This window comes from Streptomyces sp. NPDC107454 (assembly GCF_055582885.1).
Genome location: NZ_JBVJPA010000007.1, coordinates 218,922 through 236,238 on the forward strand (window position 1 = coordinate 218,922; position 17,317 = coordinate 236,238).

Sequence of the window (17,317 nt, forward strand, 5' to 3'; positions counted from 1 at the left end):
CGAAGCCCCCGGCCGTCTCGTACGGTCGGGGGCTTCGTCGTGTCAGGTCGTTCCTCCGGTCGTGCTCAGGAGGAGAAGAGCATGTGGCCGAAGCTCTTGTGGCGCTGGTGCCCGCCGTAGTGACCGCCGCCATGGCCTCCGTGTCCGCCGTGCTGCGGGGCACCCCACGCGGGCGCGGGCGCCGAGGGGTAGGCCTGCGGGGGCGGCGCGGGCTGCGACCACTGGGCCTCCACGCGCGTCAGCGCCTCCAGCTCGCCGTAGTCGAGAAATATCCCGCGGCAGCCGCTGCACTGCTCGATCTGGACGCCATTGCGGTTGTACGTGTGCATCGGCGCGTGGCACTTCGGACACTGCATGCTCGGCTCAACTCCTCGCCGTTCGGTACCGCTTCCACCAGGACAGACACTGTCCGGCCTCGAACGGTTGCACCCTACGCGGTCGGGGCCTGCGCCAACTCGGGCGGGACGGCTCACATTCGGTCACAGGCGTCGATCACGGCCTGCTGCACCTCGTCCAAGGGGCGCTCCTCCTCCACGGACTTGGCGATCGCCAGGGCCGCGGTCTGCACGGTGAGGGCGCGGGCCGCCACGTCCAGGGCGGGCCAGGGGTCGCCATCGGCGGGTACGGCCGGGCCGCCGGCCCGTCGGTAGGCGGTCAGGAAGCGGGTCCACTCGTCGGGCGGGAGCAGACCGCAGGCGTACCAGGCGGCCGGGCGTGCCAGGTCCCAGGTCGGCACGCCCACGCCGAGGTCGTCCACATCGATGAGGAGCCAGGGGCCGGTCGGCGCGGGGTGGCGGACGAGCTGGCCCAGGTGCAGGTCTCCGTGGCAGAGGATCCCCGCGGCCGGCATGGAGGCCTCGGCGCGGGCCCAGGCGGGCAGGGCCGCCCAGGCGCGCAGCACCGGGGCGGCGGCCGGGTGCGGGCCCGCCGTCCGCAGCCGGGTGATCGCCCGGGCCGCCTTGGCGGGGCCCCGCATGGGCGGCAGGCCGTCCGGCGCGGGGGTCCGGTGGAGGCGGGCCAGCAGGGTCGCGGCGGCCTCCCAGGGAGCGGCCTCGGGGGCCCCCGGGTCGACCGGGGTGCCATACGGCCAGAAGGTGACCGGGCGGCCGTGGAGGTCGACGGGCTTCGGGCGGAGCGGGGCGAGGAGGATGCCGGTGAGGGCGGGGTGTGCGGCGAGCTCGAGACGGCGGGAGAGTTCGGCGTGGTCCGTGCCGGGGGCGTGCGCCTTGGCCACGGTGTCGCCGTGGCGGACGACGGTGCCGTCGTGGCGGTCGGCGAGAACGGAGTCGTGGTGTGTGCAGGGGGTGTCGGCGGGGTGGGCCGCGGTGCGCGCCCCGGCGGTCAGGGCGGGAAGCACGTCTGCGGTCACGGGGCCCCCTGGGGTGTGCGGTCGGTACCTCGCGAGCGTACGTTCTCCGCCTCTACCCGTCCCGTCCGTACCTGGGGGCTCCGCCCCCAGACCCCCGGGTGGGTTCCTTGGCCGCGGGCCGTCTGTGGCTGGTCGCGCAGGTCCCCGCGCCCCTGGGGCACGGGGCTGCGCCCCGGTGCCAGGGCAAAACAATGCCCGCGCAGCTCCCCAGCTGCGCGGGCATTTGTGCCGTCCGCCGCACCCCCGTCCCCACGGGGTTTCATGGCCGGATGTCCCCGCCCGGACCGCTCTTCCGGGCCTGGGGCGCCGCTCAGCGCCCCAGCATCACGCCCACGGACGACGCTTGTGTGACCACCGCGTCCCAGCCGCCGAAGACGACTACGAGCAGGGCCGCCAGAGGAAGGACCATCGCTGTCGCCACCAAGGGGTGGCGCTGACCCTGACGACGCGGGCGGAACGCGGCGCTGTACGCCTTGCGTCCTGTGCGGATCGCCGTCCGCGGTGCCGTGTGGGCCATGGTCCCTCTCCTGACCGAGCATCTATGTGGTTTGGCAGCGGCGGGTGTCTGACCTCGGGGGACGAGTGCTGCACCCGCCGCTTGACCTCAAATCTATGGGCGCGGCGGCGATCGGTCGTCATGCCCTCGTACCGATTGCCGGGCCTCCCGGAGGATGAGCGATGACCTGCGGTGTACTCCCCTGGGTGGAGATGAGGACCTAGGTCTCAGGGTCTTCCCGGAGGGGGCGTCCGGTGTGCCCGGACTGTTCCGAGCCGTCCTCCCTCGGCACCGGCTGCTCGACCAGCGCCAGCACCCGGGTCGCCATGAAGCGGGCGGTGCGCACCACCGATCCGTTTCGGGTGACTTCGCTCACTTCCACCACCCCCCTGCGCACCGCGGTCTCCACTCTGCGACCCGCTCTGCTCGCCACCACCTCGTACGTACGCGTCGTGTCCCCGGCGTCCACGACTATCTCCACGCGATCACCCTTCACAGGTTCAATCCCCCTTCTGCGACGGACGGTTGGGATCACGGGCAGCCCAAGGCAGCCGTGTTCTCGCATTCCCTGACCGTCTTTCAAGTTTCCCACCCGGCACTGACAATCGATCGGACCGTGAGGGCGCGGCCTCTGCGCGCACCCGGCCGCGGAAACGTAAGCTGTGGCTCGTCAAACGGACCGGGCAGCGGGGATGGACATGGCGATGATGCGCCTGAGGCGCGAGGACCCGCGTGTCGTCGGCTCGTTCAGGCTTCACAGGCGGCTCGGCGCGGGTGGAATGGGCGTGGTCTACCTGGGCTCCGACCGCCGTGGCCAGCGGGTCGCGCTGAAGGTGATCCGACCGGATCTGGCGGAGGATCAGGAGTTCCGGTCACGGTTCGCCCGCGAGGTCTCGGCGGCCCGGCGGATCAGGGGCGGCTGCACGGCGCGGCTCGTGGCCGCCGATCTCGAGGCGGACCGGCCGTGGTTCGCCACGCAGTACGTGCCGGGGCCCTCGCTGCACGACAAGGTCGCCGAGGAGGGCCCGATGTCGGCCGCCGACGTGGCCGCCGTCGGGGCCGCGCTCTCCGAGGGGCTCGTCGCCGTGCACGAGGCCGGTGTCGTGCACCGGGACCTCAAGCCGTCCAACATCCTGCTGTCCCCGAAGGGGCCGCGGATCATCGACTTCGGCATCGCCTGGGCAACGGGGGCGAGCACCCTGACGCACGTCGGTACGGCGGTCGGCTCGCCCGGGTTCCTCGCGCCCGAGCAGGTGCGCGGCGCCGCCGTCACCCCGGCCACCGACGTGTTCGCGCTCGGCGCCACGCTGGCGTACGCGGCGACCAACGACTCGCCCTTCGGACACGGCAGTTCCGAGGTGATGCTGTACCGAGTGGTGCACGAGCAACCGCAGCTGCACGGTGTTCCGGACGCGTTGGCTCCGCTCGTCCGCGCGTGTCTGGCCAAGGACCCCGAGGAGCGTCCCAGCACGCTCCAACTCTCCCTGCGACTCAAGGAGATCGCGGCGCGCGAGGCGCAGGGCATGGCGGACGTCCGCCCGCCCGCGCAGCGCAGTGATCCCGACCGGCCGACGGGACGCCTGGCCGAGCAGTACGCCGAGCAGCCCACCCAGCGCCGCCCGCAGGGCACACCGCCGCCGCGCACGGGCGGCACCAACGGGGGCTCACGGCCGCCGCAGTCGGGTGCGCGACCCGCGCCCGCCCGGGGTACCGGACGCTCCGGCAGCAGGCCCGCGCCTCGCAGCGGCGCCGGGCGTCCCGCGCCCCGGACCACGGGGACCGGGCGGCGGCCGGCCAATCCGCGGCTGCTGCGTCAGCGGCTCTTCGTGTTCGTCGTGGTGACGCTGCTCGTCGCGCTGGGCATCGCGGCGGCGCAGGGCTGCCAGGGGCCGGCACGCGGGCTGGACGACGGGGGCACGCGCAAGGACGTACGACAGGCACAGTCGTCGTACGCGCCATCGCCCGGCGGTCTGATGGCCAAGCAGTACCGGAGCCGACTGGACAGGCCCTAGGTTTTTGGCGACAGGCCCTGGGGCCGGGTCCAGGTCGCTTCGGACAGGCCCTAGAGCTGGGGGCGGCCCGTCGCGACCGCGTAGAAGGCGACCGCGGCCGCCGCGCCGACGTTGAGCGAGTCGACGCCGTGGGCCATCGGGATGCGGACCCATTCGTCCGCCGCCATCAGGGCCTTCGTGGACAGGCCGTCGCCCTCCGCGCCCAGCATCAGCGCGACCCGGTCCATCCGGTGCGGGGCCGCCTCGTCCAGGGACCTCGCCTTCTCGTCCGGGGTGAGGGCGAGCAGGTTGAAGCCCGCGTCGCGGACCGTCTCCAGGCCCTTGGGCCAGGTCTCGAGACGGGCGTACGGGACCGAGAAGACCGCGCCCATCGAGACCTTCACGGAGCGGCGGTAGAGCGGGTCCGCGCAGTCCGGGGAGAGCAGGACCGCGTCCATGCCGAGGGCCGCGGCGGAGCGGAAGATCGCGCCGATGTTGGTGTGGTCGTTGACCGCCTCCATCACCACCACCCGGCGCGCGGACCGCAGGAGTTCCTCGGCCGTCGGCAGCGGCTTGCGCTGCATGGACGCGAGCGCGCCCCGGTGCACGTGGTAGCCGGTCACCTGCTCTGCGAGTTCCGGGCTGACCGCGTACACCGGGGCCGGGAGCTCGTCGATGACATCGCGCATGACGTCGACCCACTTGGCGGACAGGAGCATCGAGCGCATCTCGTACCCGGCGTCCTTGGCGCGTCTGATGACCTTCTCGCCCTCGGCGATGAACAGGCCCTCGACGGGTTCGCGCTTACGGCGCAGCTCCACGTCGGTCAGGCCCGTGTAGTCACGCAGGCGCGGGTCGTCGGGGTTCTCAACGGTGATGAGATCGGCCACAGGGTGATACTGCCTTGTCCTGGGTGCGGTGCCAACGGCTGGGCACGGGTTGGGTTACCGGTGGTTACTCGGAAGCGTTCAGCGGGCTGTGCACACCCACGTTCACGACCTCGCCGATGACGATCACCGCCGGGGGCTTCACGTCCTCGGCGCGTACGGTCTCGGCGACCGTGGCCAGGGTCGCGTCGACGCGGCGCTGGGCGGCGGTCGTGCCCTCCTGGACCAGGGCGAGGGGGGTCTCGGCCGGCTTGCCGTGCGCGATCAGGGTCTCGGCGATCCTGCCGATCTTGTCGACGCCCATGAGGACGACGAGCGTGCCGCGCAGCCGGGCGAGGGCCGGCCAGTCGACGAGGGATCGCTCGTCGTCAGGGGCGACATGGCCGCTGACCACGGTGAACTCATGTGCGACACCCCGGTGGGTGACCGGGATACCGGCCGCACCCGGCACCGAGATCGAACTGGAGATGCCGGGGACGACCGTGCAGACGATGCCGGCCTCGGCGAGCGCCTGGGCCTCCTCCATGCCACGGCCGAAGACGAACGGGTCGCCGCCCTTGAGCCGGACGACCGACTTGCCCTGCTTCGCGTGCTCGATGAGCGCGTTGTTGATGGCCTCCTGGGCCATGTACCGGCCGTAGGGGATCTTCGCCGCGTCGATCACCTCGACGTGCGGCGGGAGTTCGGCGAGCAGGTCGCGCGGGCCCAGGCGGTCGGCGATGACCACGTCGGCCTCGGCGAGCAGTCGCCGGCCGCGGACCGTGATCAGGTCGGGGTCGCCGGGGCCCCCGCCGACCAGGGCGACACCCGGGGTGCGGGTGCGGTGGTGGGGCGCCACGAGGGTCCCGTCACGCAGCCCCTCGACCACCGCGTCGCGGATCGCGGCGGTGTGGCGGGGGTCGCGGCCCTTGGCGTTCGTGGTGAGGACGGCGACCGTGACGCCCTCGCTGTGACCGGTGGCCGGGGTCCAGGCGGTCGCCGCGTCGGCGTCGTCGGAGCGGACGCACCAGACGCGGTGGCGCTCCGCCTCGGCGGAGGCGTCCGTGTTCGCCTGCCGGTCACTGGTCGCGATCAGGGCGTACCAGGCGTCGGCGAGGTCGCCGTCCTCGTACGGGCGCCTCGTCCAGGTGATCTCGCCCGCGTCCGCCATCGCCTCGACGGAGGGGGTGGCACCGGGCGACACGAGGTGGATGTCCGCGCCCGCCGCGATGAGCGCCGGGAGGCGGCGCTGGGCGACCTGGCCACCGCCGAGGACGACTACGCGGCGACCGGTGAGGCGGAGGCCTACGGGGTAGGCGGGGTTTTCGGCCATGGCGGTGCGGCTCCTCGTACGGGGCCGCTGCGCTCGGCTGGAGCGGCCTTGACGTGCTGTTTTGGATGCGGGTCCACGATACGGCGGGGGCGGGAGGGGCTCCTTCCCCGAGCCCGCCCCGTCCCCGCAGTGACACTGTGCGGCTCCGCCGCGTGGGGCTGCGCCCCCGAACCCCCGCACGAGCGGGTGCGTCGTCGGTCTACTTTTCGGTGACCCCTGCGGAGTCGAACGTCGCCACCTCGTGCATCGCCCTCGCCGCGCTCTGGACCACCGGCAGCGCCAGCAGGGCGCCCGTGCCCTCGCCGAGGCGCAGATCCAGGTCGACCAGGGGGCGCAGGCCCAGCTTGTTCAGGGCGGCGACGTGGCCGGGCTCGGCGCTGCGGTGACCCGCGATGCAGGCCGCGAGGACCTCGGGGGCGATGGCGCGGGCCACGAGGGCGGCGGCGCCGGCGCTGACGCCGTCCAGGATCACCGGTGTACGCAGGGAGGCGCCACCGAGGAGCAGGCCGACCATGGCGGCGTGTTCGAGGCCGCCGATCGCGGCGAGGACACCGATGGGGTCGGCCGGGTCCGGCTGGTGGAGTTCGATGGCGCGGCGCACGACCTCGGTCTTGCGGGCGAGGGTCTCGTCGTTGATGCCGGTGCCCCGGCCCGTCACCTCGGACGGGTCGGTGTCCGTGAAGACGGAGATCAGGGCCGCCGACGCGGTGGTGTTGGCGATGCCCATCTCGCCGGTCAGCAGGGCCTTGTTGCCGGCCGCCACGAGGTCGCGGGCCGTCTCGATGCCCACCTCGATGGCGGCCGTGACCTCTTCGCGGGTCATCGCGGGGCCGGTCGTCATGTCGGCGGTGCCCGCGCGGACCTTGCGCGGGAGGAGACCCGGGGTCGCGGGGAGGTCGGAGGCGACGCCCACGTCGATGACGCAGACCTCGGCACCCACCTGGTTGGCGAAGGCGTTGCAGACCGCGCCGCCACCCAGGAAGTTGGCCACCATCTGGCCGGTGACCTCCTGCGGCCAGGGGGTGACGCCCTGGGCGTGCACGCCGTGGTCGCCCGCGAAGATCGCGACGGCGGCGGGCTCCGGGATCGGCGGCGGGCACATCCGGGACAGGCCGGACAGCTGTGCGGAGATGATCTCCAGCATGCCGAGCGCGCCCGCGGGCTTGGTCATCCGCTTCTGGCGCTCCCACGCCTCACCGAGCGCCTTGGCGTCCAGCGGGCGGATGTTGGAGACCGTCTCGGCGAGCAGGTCGTGCGGTTCCTCACCGGGCAGCGCGCGACGGCCGTACGTCTCCTCGTGCACGACCCAGGACAGCGGGCGGCGCTTGGACCAGCCGGCCTGCATCAGCTCGGGCTCCTCGGGGAACTCGTCGACGTAGCCGACGCAGAGGTAGGCCACCACGTCCAGGTGCTCGGGCAGGCCGAGGGCGCGGACCATCTCGCGCTCGTCGAAGAAGCTGACCCAGCCGACACCGAGGCCCTCGGCGCGGGCCGCGAGCCACAGGTTCTGGACCGCGAGCGCAGAGGAGTACGGGGCCATCTGGGGCTGGGTGTGACGGCCCAGGGTGTGACGGCCGCCGCGGGTCGGGTCGGCGGTGACGACGATGTTCACCGGGGTGTCGAGGATGGCCTCGATCTTCAGTTCCTTGAACTGCTTCGCGCGCCCCTTGGGCAGCGACTTGGCGTACGCCTCGCGCTGCCGGGCGGCCAGTTCGTGCATCGTGCGCCGGGTCTCGGCGGAGCGGATGACGACGAAGTCCCAGGGCTGGGAGTGGCCGACGGACGGCGCGGTGTGCGCGGCCTCGAGGACCCGCAGCAGTACGTCGTGCGGGATCGGGTCGCTGCGGAAGCCGTTGCGGATGTCGCGGCGCTCGCGCATCACGCGCAGCACGGCCTCGCGCTCGGCGTCGTCGTAGCCGGGGGCCGCGGGGCCGGTGGACTCTCGTACGTCTTCCACTGCGGCCGTGCTCTCTTCCTGGTCGGCGACCTGGGTGTCCAGGTCGTCCGCTTGCTGTGCGACTACTACGGGCTCCGGGTCCGCCTCGAACGGCTCCGGTACGGGGGTCGTCCCGGCTTCGGCCGCGCGGGGCGCGGGAACCGGGGCGACGGGCTCCGCCTCGATGGCGGGCTCCGCCTCGGCGAGCGGGGCGAGGGGAGCCTCCTGGCTCTCCACCGCTTCCGCCATCGCCGGGGGCTCTTCGACCGGGGGTCGCTCCTCCGTGGGCAGCGGCGGCACGGTCATGGCGTGCGGCGGGGTCGGGGCCAGGTGCGGGGTCGTCGGCACCGTGCCCTCGACGGGCACGAACCGGCCGAGGGGCTGGTCCGCGGCGGAGTCCAGGGGGGCGCCCTGGAATCCGGGTGCGCCTGCCGTGTCGCCGGGGCGGTGCTCGCCGTGCGACTGGTTCGTGGCCGCGTGCGGCGCCTGAGCGTGGACGGCCACGCCGACCGGTACACCGGCACCGGCCTCGGCGAACGCGGCGTGGGCCGCGGCGGGAGCCGCGAACTGCGCGGCCTGGACCGGGAAGGCCTCGACGCCGGGGAGTGCGTGCCCGTAGGAGTCGTCCGCGGCGCGCGCCACCTGCGCCTGGGCCTCGGCGGCGGCGTGGGCGGCGGACACCACGAGGGGTTCCGGGGCGAACTCGGGCTGCGCGGCCTCCGCGTGGGACGCGGGCTCCACGCCGGTGTCCGCCGACTGGACCGCGGGTTCCGGGGTGTGGACACCTGCTTCCGGGAACCGGGCGTCCTGAGCCGGGAACGGGGGCGCCTGGTCGACCGCCTGAGCGACGGGCTCGGCGAGGTGGGTGGCCTGGTCCGCGAGTGAGGGGGCCTGTTCGGTGGCTCCCGCCTCGGCGGCGGGCGTCGACTGCGGGTCCTGCGGGGGCTGGAGCACCTGCTCGGTCGCCAAGGGCTCCGCCGCCTCGGAAACCTGTGCCGGGGTGTCGGCGAGGTGCCCGGCGGTGTCGTCCGCGGTCGGGGCCGGGTGCGGGAGGTCCTGGGCCACCGGGAAGGGCGTCGAAGCGGGAGTCGTCTCCGGAACCTCGGGGGCCGGGAAGCCGTCCGGCGCGGGCGCGGCCTCAGGTCCCGGCGCCACCTCGAAGCTCGGCCCGGTCTCGGGGCTCGGCGCCATCTCGAAGCTCTGCTCGGCCTCGGGACTCGGCGCCATCTCGAAGCTCTGCTCGGCCTCAAGGCCCGGCCCGGTCCCGGGGCTCGGCGCGACCTCCACCGCCTGCTGGACGAAGTGCCCCTCCGGCACCTCGGGCGCGTGGGCGGGCTCCGGAGCCTGGGGCACCTGCACGAATCCCTGAGCCTCGGCCGCCTCGACCGCTTCCGCTGCCTGCGGAACCGGAGCGAATTCCGCGGGCTCGCCGGCCTCCGCGGCCGGCGCCGCCTCCGGCACCGTCAGCGCCTCGGCGACCCCTGCGGCCTCGGGGCCCTGGACGGCCGACGGGACGACCGTTTCTGCAGCCGCCCCCTCGGGACCCACCGGCGGCGCTCCCCACGGCACCGCGCCCTGCGGCGGGATCTCGGAGAGCTGCGATACGTCGAGGTACTCGGGACCGGTCGTCGGGGGACCCGCGTGCCGTACCGGAGTTGGGGGAGTCACGGGGTTCATCGGGGTGGCCATGGGCGCGGCGGCGGGGCCGCGATCGGCGAGCGAACGCACCGGGCTCGCGGAGCCGTCCGGAGTCGGCGGCCCGAGGTGCAGCGGACGGCGCGGCGCCGTCGGCTGCGGGGCGGGCGCGGCGCCGGGTACGCGGACGCCACTGAGGTCGAGCGAACCGCTGTCCCGGCCGGCCGTCTCGTGCGGCCCCGGCTCATGGACGAGAGGCTGCTCCTCGACGAGGGGCTGCGGGGGCGGCGGGGCCACCTCGTTGCCCCATGCTCCCTGTGCGCCCGGCATGAGAAGCAGGTCGTCGTCCTCGGCGGGGTTCTCGGAGGGGTCGAGGAAGGTGTACGCGCCCGGGGCGAGAACGCCCGGCTGCTCCACCATGCCTGCGTTCTCCGGCAGTCCCTCGCCCGGGACCTGGCCGGTGTCGGTCATGCGTACCCCTCGCCCATCGGTTAGTGCTTCCAAGTCCTGCTCGCCCGGAACGGCGCACCGACCGCCCCGCAGTGAAGAACGAGCGTGCGTGCCCAGCGGCACGAACGACCCGCCAACAAAGACGACAAAGCCATTAACAGGCATTGTCCCGGTCGTCCGACCCTCGCGACAGCTTGATCCGCGACGGCCCGCTGTGGACTGCGCCACGTTGCGCGTCCTCAGGTTCTGCCGTACCACACACGCCTCAAAACGGGCGCGTTTTCCGGACATTGGCCTACGAAAGGCCGATCGCCCTGGAGCGGTACAACGATCGGCCAGCCTACCGCGCGCAGTACGACAACAGGATCACGGGTTGCGATCGGGCAGACGGCCCGTGAGCAGGAACGCGACGCTCCGCTCGGTCTCCGTCCAGGCCCTTGTGTCGAGTTCGACGGACTGAATGAGGGCGCATTCGACCTGATATCCGTGCTCGCTGAGATCACGTCCCACGAGTTCGGCCGCGTCGCGGGTCGCCGCGTGCGTCACGATGCGCTGCGGACGGCGGTCGGCGACTGCCGAGACGACCTGCACTCCCCCGCCGCCGACGCGTACGACATCGGGCTCGGGGAGGTTCTCCAGGACGTGCGGCGCGGCGCCGTGCACGATCTGCATCTGGACGCCGTAGCGGCGCGCGGAGTCCTCGGTACGGGCGCAGGAACCGGGGTTGCGGTCGACGGCGATGACCGCCGCGCCGGTGCGCGCCGCCTCGGTGGCGAAGGCGCCGCTGCCGGAGCCGATGTCCCACACGAGGTCTCCGACGCGCGGGCCCAGCCGGGCGAGTTGGGCGGCGCGCAGCAGATCCGTTTCGCCTTCGCCCAGTGCGCCGCCGTACGCCTGGGCGGGCAGCGCCCAGCCGCGCGGTCCGGTGCCCGGGTCGCGTCCGGCGATCCAGCCGCCGTCCTCGGCCGCGGCCACGAAACCGCCGATGACGATGACGACGTTGGGGTCGCGCCAGGTGTGGTCGGCGGCCTTGTCGGAGGTGAGGATGGTGACCCGCTCGCTCGCGGTGCCGAGTTCCTCGCAGATGACGAAGGTGCGGTGGACTCCTTCGAGGAGCAGGCCGAGTTCGGCGGGGCCGGCGCCGGGCGAGGTGAGGACGGCGACCTTGGTGTGGGCGCGGCAGACGTTCACCGCGCGGCGCAGGGTGCGGCGGTGCGCCACGACCACCTGTGCGTCGTCCCAGGGCATGCCGGCACGGGCGAAGGCGGCGGCGACCGAGGAGACGGCGGGCACGACTTCGACCTCCAGGCCGAACTCGGGAGCCCGCAGGGTGCGTACGACTCCGAAGAAGCCGGGGTCGCCGTCGGCGAGGACGACGGCGCTGCCGCGGTGGCCCGCGATGCGGCGGGCGGCGAGGGAGACGCTGCCGAGGCGGATGCGTTCGGCGGCCCGGGGTACCTCGGGGAGCGCCAGGTGGTGTGCCGCTCCGGCCACCAGGGTGGCCGCGCCGAGGGCGGAACGCGCCGCGGCGGTCAAGGGCGAGCCGTCCCAGCCGATCACCGTGACCCGGTCGGCCATCGTCGTCAGTCTCCAGAAGGTTTTCGCAGGTCGTCGGTGGGCAGCCCGCGGGCGGGCTCCGTGAGGGTACCTGGTGTTGCTGGGTGCGGGCGCACAGATCTGTGCCGGGTGGGAGCGGTTCTTCCGAACGCGACGCGGGACGTCCCCCGGCTGCGGCGCGGGGAATCCCGCGGGTTCAGTTCCAGTCGGAGAACGACGTGAAACCACCCGTGTCGGCGAGCTGGTCGCCGACTCCGTCGAGGTCCTCCGGGAGGAGGCTCCAGATGATGAAGTCGGTGCGCACGTCCACCCAGCGGCCGTCCTCGGTGCGGGTGTGCGCTATACAGGCGTTGCGCAGGACACCCTCGCTGATGCAGCCGATCTTCTGGGCGACCTGCTGGGAGGCGGTGTTGTCGGCCGCCGTGCGCAGTTCGATGCGCTCGAACTTCTGGTCGCGGAAGAGCCATTGGGCGGTGGCGAGCGCCGCCTCGGAGGCGTAGCCCTCGCCGCGGGCCCAGGGGGCGATGACGTACGACAGTTCGGTGGAGCGCACATGCCAGTTGGTCTTGGCGAGCTGCACGATGCCGACCAGGCGCTGGGTGAGGAACTCGGTGACGGCGAGGTCGAGTCCCCGGCCCGCCGTGCGTTCGGCGGGCGCGTACCTGGTGATCCAGGTGCGGGCCGCGTCCTCGGTGTAGGGCTGGGGCACGTCGGTCCAGGCCCCGACCTGCTCGTCGTTCATCATCGCGGCCAGGGAGGGGACGTCGTCCTCGTCGAGCGCACGCAGGACCAACCGCTCCGTGCTGATGGAGATGTCGGGGAAGGTGCTGGTCATGCGCCGCTCCGTAACCGTCGGGGACGTCGGGCCCTCGGATCCTTCGGGCCCGCTGAACTGCCCAGCATGCAGCATGAGGCCACCGAACTGCACCACGGGGTCCACTCCGAGTGATGGAGTGGACCCCGTACGGTGACCCGGCCGGAACGACGGGATGACCGGAACTAGAACGACGGGATGACCGAACCGGCGTACTTGTCCTCGATGAACTTCTTGACCTCGGGCGAGGTCAGGAGCTTGGCGAGCTTCTTCACCCGCGGGTCGCTCTCGTTGCCCTTCTTGACGGCCAGGAAGTTGCCGTAGGGGTTGTTCGTCGCGGACTCCAGGAAGAGCGCGTCCTTGGCCGGCTTGAGGCCGGACGAGATGGCGTAGTTGCCGTTGATCACCGCGGCGTCGACATCGTCCAGGGAGCGCGGGGTCTGGGCCGCCTCCAGCTCCTTGAACTTGAGGTTCTTCGGGTTCTTCGCGATGTCCTGGGTGGTCGCGCTGTTGCCCGCGCCGTCCTTGAGCGTGATGAGCCCCTTGGAGGCGAGCAGCTTGAGCGCCCGCGCCTCGTTGACGGTGTCGTTCGGGACGGCGACCGTCGCACCGCTCTTGAGCTCGTCGGTCTTCTTGATCTTGTGGGAGTAGAGACCGAGCGGTTCCAGGTGGACCGTGACGACGGGCACGATGTGGGTGCCGTTCTTCTTGTTGAAGTCGTCGAGGTACGGCTGGTTCTGGAAGTAGTTGGCGCCGACGGACCCGTCCTCGGTCGCCGTGTTCGGCGTGACGTAGTCCGTGAACTCCTTGACCTCCAGGTCGAGGCCGGCCTTCTTCGCCAGGTTGTCCTTGATGTAGTCGAGGATCTCGGCGTGCGGGGTGGGGCTCGCGGCCACGACCAGCGGACCGCTGGTGTCGGAGGCGCTGCTGCTCTTGTCCGAGCCGCAGGCGGAGAGGCCGAGGGTGAGGGCTCCGGCGGCGAGGACTGCGGTGGTGATCTTGGCGGTGTTACGCACGAAAAGTGCCTTTCCTTAAGGGTGGAGCGACCCCGTGGTGGGTGGTTACGGGGAAATCTGCGGGTGGGGGGAGAGAACCGGAGGGGGTGTTCGCGCGGCCTCAGGCGACCTTGCCGACCTCCGCGGTGGCGGGCTCCTTGGCCTTCAGCAGCCGCAACTTCGGGGCGGCTGCTGAGTGGCCGCCGCGCCGGTGCAGGGTGCGGGCCGCGTAGTCGCCCGCGAACTGGATGAGGGAGATGACGACCGCGAGGATCGCCACCGTGATCCACATGAGTCCGGTCTCGAAGCGCTGGTAGCCGTAGCGGATGGCGATGTCGCCGAGCCCGCCGGCGCCGACGGTGCCGGCCATCGCGGAGTAGCCGATGAGGGCGACGATCGTGGTGGTCGCGGAGGAGATCAGCGACGGCAGCGACTCCGGTACGAGCACCTTGCGCACGACGGTCCAGGTGTTGCCGCCCATCGACTGCACGGCCTCGACGAGACCGCCGTCCACCTCGCGGACCGCCGTCTCGACCAGGCGCGCGAAGAACGGGATCGCACCGACGGCGAGCGGCACGATCGCCGCCTCGCGTCCGATGGTCGTTCCCGTGATCGTGCGCGTGAAGTTCATCAGCGCGACCATCAGGATGATGAAGGGCAGCGAGCGGGCGATGTTCACGACCTGCCCGATGACCTTGTTCACGACGACGTTCTGCAGGAGTCCGCCGCGGTCGGTCAGGACGAGCAGAACGCCGAGCGGCAGACCGCCGACGACCGCGATGAGCGTGGACCAGCCGACCATGTAGAGCGTGTCCCAACACGCCTGGGACAGCAGGGGCTGCATCTCCGACCAGGTCACTTGGCACCGTCCTTCGCGAGCACGGGCTGCCGGCCCTGGATGTCGATCTGCAGGCCCTGCTCGCGCAGGAATCCGATCGGCACGACGTTCTCCTCGTAGCGGCCGGGCAGTTCGATGCGCATCCGGCCGACCTGCTTGCCTGCGACGGTGTCCATCGCGGCGCCGAGGATCGAGATGTCGATGTTGTACGTGCGCGAGAGCTGCGAGATGACGGGCTGGGTGGCGGCGTCGCCGTGGAAGGTGACGTCGATGACGGTGCGGTCGTCGCCGGACGGCTCGCCGCTCACCGGGAAGAGCGCACCGGCGAGTTCGGAGCCGGGGGTCGCGAGCAACTCGCTGACGGTGCCGGACTCGACGATGCGGCCCTGCTCCATGAGCGCGGCCGAGTCGCAGATCGTCTTGACTACGTCCATCTCGTGGGTGATGAGCAGGACGGTCAGGCCCAGCTGCCGGTTCAGGTCGCGCAGCAGCTGGAGGATGGAGCGTGTGGTCTCCGGGTCGAGGGCGCTGGTGGCCTCGTCGGAGAGCAGCACCTTGGGGTCGCCGGCCAGGGCGCGGGCGATGCCGACGCGCTGCTTCTGGCCGCCGGACAGCTGGGCGGGGTAGGCCTTGGCCTTGTCGGAGAGACCGACCAGGTCAAGCAGCCCGAGCGCCTTGGAGGAACGTTCCTTCCCCGACAGGCCAAGGATTTCGAGCGGCAGCTCGACGTTGTCCTGGACGGTGCGCGAGGACAACAGGTTGAAGTGCTGGAAGACCATGCCGATACGGCTGCGGGCCTGGCGGAGCTCCTTGCCCGCGCGCGGGCCGCGGCCGACGAGCGCGGTGAGGTCCTGTCCGGCGACGGTGACCGTGCCGGCGGTGGGACGCTCCAGGAGGTTGACGCAGCGGATGAGGGAGGACTTGCCGGCGCCGGACTGGCCGATGACGCCGTACACCTCGCCTTCACGGACGTGCAGATCGACGCCGTCGAGGGCGGTCACTTCACGGCCGCGCGAGCGGTAGACCTTGGTGAGGCCCGTTGTCGTGATCACTGGGGGTTTCCGTCACTGTCGAGTGCGGGGCGCGGGTGTGCGCCGGCACGGGTGCATTCGGTCGGGAACGCGACACGGTTCTCGCGGTGGCGATGGAACCGGATGAATCCGGGGAGAACATGCGCGCGGGGCGGCGCCACTCACGTACGGGGTACGGACAGGGCGCGGCGGTCTCGCTTCGGGGCGCGAGACGGGGCGGTGGTGCGGGGGCCCTCTAGAAGGCGCACATTCGACACATACAACGAGCACCGGGCGTCATGGTCGCCTCGGTCGCAAGGATGCGGCTGCTCGTCGTGGTCATGGGATCAAGTAAAGCAGACGTACAGGCGGGACCCGGAACCGCTGTCCGCATCGCGGACAGCGGTGGACACCTCTCAGTCGCGGGTGGAGATCTCCACTCCCCCGTCGATGACCAGTGCGGACAGGGCCGAGAGGTCCTTCACCACGAGGTCCGCGTCCAGCTCGGACGCCTCGTGGGTTGTGGCCAACGCCACGGTGGTCATCCCGGCGGCGCGGCCTGCCTGAAGGCCCGCCGGGGCGTCCTCGAAGACGACGCAGCGGGCCGGGTCGACGCCCAGTTCACGGGCGGCGAGGAGGTAGGGCTCGGGGTCGGGCTTGCCGCGGGTGATGTCGTCGGCGGAGATCAGCGTCTTGGGCCGGACACCGACCTCGACGAGCCGGGCCTCGGCCAGGCGCCGGGTGGCGGAGGTGACGACGGCCCAGCGGTCGGCCGGCAGCGAGTCGAGGAACGCCGCGGTGCCGGGGAGCAGCACGACGCCGCCGGGGACGTCCTCGACCTCCAGCAGTTCGATGCGCGCGAGCGCCTCGGGGACGAGGTCGGCGGGCAGCAGGTCGGCGGCTATCTCGACGGCGGGGCGGCCGTGCAGTTCGATCCGGGCGAAGTCGTCCGCGGTGATCCCGTACTCGCGCGCCCATCGTGTCCAGCACCGGTTCACCGACTCGAGGGATGAGACGAGCGTCCCGTCGTTGTCGAACAGCAGGGCATCAGCGTGGATCTTCATGCCCTCGACCCTACGGGCAGCCCGGGGGCGAGGGCATCGGGCCTTTTGGCCCGTAATAGGGTCACGGCATGCTTGATGCCCTGACGGTCGCGACCGCCGTCGCCGCGCTCGCGCTCGCCGCCTGGTGCGGCTGGGCCGCCTACCGTGATCAGCCCACCAAGGACTGGCACTTCATCGGCATGGCCGTGGTGACCCTGCTCGCCGTGATCCAGTTGGTGGTCGGGATCGTCCAGCTGGCACGCGGCGAGAAGCCCGACCAGGGCACGACGATCTTCGTGGCGTATCTGCTCGGTGCCTTCGCGTGCATTCCGGCCGCGGGCTTCATGTCGCTGGCGGAGCGCACCCGCTGGGGATCGATCACGGTGGCGGCCGGCGGTGTCGTCCTCGCCGTACTGGAGGTGCGGCTCTATGACATCTGGGGAGGCTGAGATGACGGCCACGGAGGAGAACGGGACCGCGCCTCAGGAGAATGAGGAGAGCCGGGAGATTCCGGAGAAGAAGCGCACCCGGCTGATCAGCGGCCCCGGCATGCTGCTGCTCTGGCTGTACGGCGTGATGGTCGTCGGCGCCGTGTCGCGCTCCGCCGTCCAGATCTCGACGGAGTTCGACAAGGCCCCGCTCGCCTACTCGCTGTCGGCGGTCGCGGGCCTCGTCTACGGCTTCATCACGTACTCACTCGTGCGCGGCGGCGAAACGGCCCGCAGGGCGGCGCTGGTGTGCTGCGCCGCCGAGCTCGTGGGCGTGCTGACCGTCGGGACCTGGACGCTGGTCGAGCCGTCCGCCTTCCCCGACGCCACCGTGTGGTCGGACTACGGGATCGGCTATCTGTTCATCCCGGTGCTGCTGCCGCTGTCGGCCATGTACTGGCTGCGCAAGGCGCGTACGGCCGACCGATCGGCGTAGCTCGGGCCGTAGCCCTCGCTCGGGCCCGTAGCCGTGGCTCGAGCCCGGAACACGGGTGCT

The 17,317-nt window shown here is 72.1% G+C and carries 16 protein-coding genes; 3 read left to right on the plus strand and 13 right to left on the minus strand.

Annotated elements, in window-relative coordinates; all coding sequences use genetic code 11:
* Positions 1–65: 65 nt before the first annotated feature.
* The 4 genes from ACZ69M_RS19245 to ACZ69M_RS19260 all read right to left on the minus strand — a co-directional run bounded on the left by ACZ69M_RS19245 (position 66) and on the right by ACZ69M_RS19260 (position 2,361).
* A complete protein-coding gene (locus tag ACZ69M_RS19245) occupies positions 66–356 on the minus strand; it encodes a TFIIB-type zinc ribbon-containing protein (RefSeq protein WP_470051251.1) in 291 nt (96 codons plus the stop codon).
* A 113-nt stretch (positions 357–469) separates the two neighbouring features.
* On the minus strand, positions 470–1,369 hold the full coding sequence (locus tag ACZ69M_RS19250; protein ID WP_470051253.1) for an aminoglycoside phosphotransferase family protein: 900 nt from the start codon (positions 1,367–1,369) through the stop codon (positions 470–472).
* Between the two features lie 310 nt (positions 1,370–1,679).
* Positions 1,680–1,886, minus strand: a complete 207-nt coding sequence (locus ACZ69M_RS19255; protein WP_054230606.1) for a hypothetical protein — start codon at positions 1,884–1,886, stop codon at positions 1,680–1,682.
* Positions 1,887–2,085: 199 nt separating this feature from the next.
* On the minus strand, positions 2,086–2,361 hold the full coding sequence (locus ACZ69M_RS19260; RefSeq protein ID WP_470051255.1) for a hypothetical protein: 276 nt from the start codon (positions 2,359–2,361) through the stop codon (positions 2,086–2,088).
* A gap of 196 nt (positions 2,362–2,557) precedes the next feature.
* Between ACZ69M_RS19260 and ACZ69M_RS19265 the strand changes: the two genes are divergently transcribed.
* Positions 2,558–3,877: a serine/threonine-protein kinase gene (locus ACZ69M_RS19265; protein ID WP_470051257.1), complete on the plus strand. Its 1,320-nt coding sequence runs from the start codon at positions 2,558–2,560 to the stop codon at positions 3,875–3,877.
* Between the two features lie 50 nt (positions 3,878–3,927).
* Here the strand turns inward: ACZ69M_RS19265 and ACZ69M_RS19270 are convergent, their stop codons facing one another.
* The 9 genes from ACZ69M_RS19270 to ACZ69M_RS19310 form a co-directional block, all read right to left on the minus strand.
* Positions 3,928–4,746: a TrmH family RNA methyltransferase gene (locus ACZ69M_RS19270; RefSeq protein WP_060902351.1), complete on the minus strand. Its 819-nt coding sequence runs from the start codon at positions 4,744–4,746 to the stop codon at positions 3,928–3,930.
* A 64-nt stretch (positions 4,747–4,810) separates the two neighbouring features.
* A complete protein-coding gene (gene cobA / locus ACZ69M_RS19275; protein ID WP_470051259.1) occupies positions 4,811–6,055 on the minus strand; it encodes a uroporphyrinogen-III C-methyltransferase in 1,245 nt (414 codons plus the stop codon).
* A 199-nt stretch (positions 6,056–6,254) separates the two neighbouring features.
* Entirely contained in the window at positions 6,255–10,097 is a 3,843-nt protein-coding gene (gene cobT, locus ACZ69M_RS19280; protein WP_470051261.1) for a nicotinate-nucleotide--dimethylbenzimidazole phosphoribosyltransferase, read from the minus strand.
* A 345-nt stretch (positions 10,098–10,442) separates the two neighbouring features.
* Positions 10,443–11,654, minus strand: a complete 1,212-nt coding sequence (cbiE, locus tag ACZ69M_RS19285; protein WP_470051263.1) for a precorrin-6y C5,15-methyltransferase (decarboxylating) subunit CbiE — start codon at positions 11,652–11,654, stop codon at positions 10,443–10,445.
* Positions 11,655–11,829: 175 nt separating this feature from the next.
* Positions 11,830–12,468, minus strand: coding sequence for a GNAT family N-acetyltransferase (locus tag ACZ69M_RS19290; protein WP_470051265.1), 639 nt, complete (start codon positions 12,466–12,468; stop codon positions 11,830–11,832).
* A gap of 164 nt (positions 12,469–12,632) precedes the next feature.
* Positions 12,633–13,463: a MetQ/NlpA family ABC transporter substrate-binding protein gene (locus tag ACZ69M_RS19295; protein ID WP_382119238.1), complete on the minus strand. Its 831-nt coding sequence runs from the start codon at positions 13,461–13,463 to the stop codon at positions 12,633–12,635.
* Between the two features lie 100 nt (positions 13,464–13,563).
* Positions 13,564–14,301, minus strand: a complete 738-nt coding sequence (locus ACZ69M_RS19300) for a methionine ABC transporter permease (protein ID WP_470051267.1) — start codon at positions 14,299–14,301, stop codon at positions 13,564–13,566.
* Positions 14,298–15,332 (minus strand): methionine ABC transporter ATP-binding protein, encoded by a 1,035-nt coding sequence (locus ACZ69M_RS19305; RefSeq protein WP_470051269.1) that lies wholly within the window; start codon positions 15,330–15,332, stop codon positions 14,298–14,300. The genes ACZ69M_RS19300 and ACZ69M_RS19305 overlap by 4 nt, the downstream gene beginning before the upstream one ends.
* A 374-nt stretch (positions 15,333–15,706) precedes the next feature.
* Positions 15,707–16,354 carry an HAD family hydrolase gene (locus ACZ69M_RS19310; RefSeq protein ID WP_470051271.1) on the minus strand — a complete coding sequence of 216 codons (648 nt, stop codon included), beginning with the start codon at positions 16,352–16,354 and terminating at the stop codon, positions 15,707–15,709.
* A 68-nt stretch (positions 16,355–16,422) separates the two neighbouring features.
* Between ACZ69M_RS19310 and ACZ69M_RS19315 the strand changes: the two genes are divergently transcribed.
* Positions 16,423–16,782 carry a hypothetical protein gene (locus tag ACZ69M_RS19315; RefSeq protein WP_099923735.1) on the plus strand — a complete coding sequence of 120 codons (360 nt, stop codon included), beginning with the start codon at positions 16,423–16,425 and terminating at the stop codon, positions 16,780–16,782.
* 100 nt (positions 16,783–16,882) lie between these two features.
* Positions 16,883–17,257: a hypothetical protein gene (locus ACZ69M_RS19320; protein ID WP_097288849.1), complete on the plus strand. Its 375-nt coding sequence runs from the start codon at positions 16,883–16,885 to the stop codon at positions 17,255–17,257.
* The last annotated feature ends 60 nt before the right edge of the window (positions 17,258–17,317 follow it).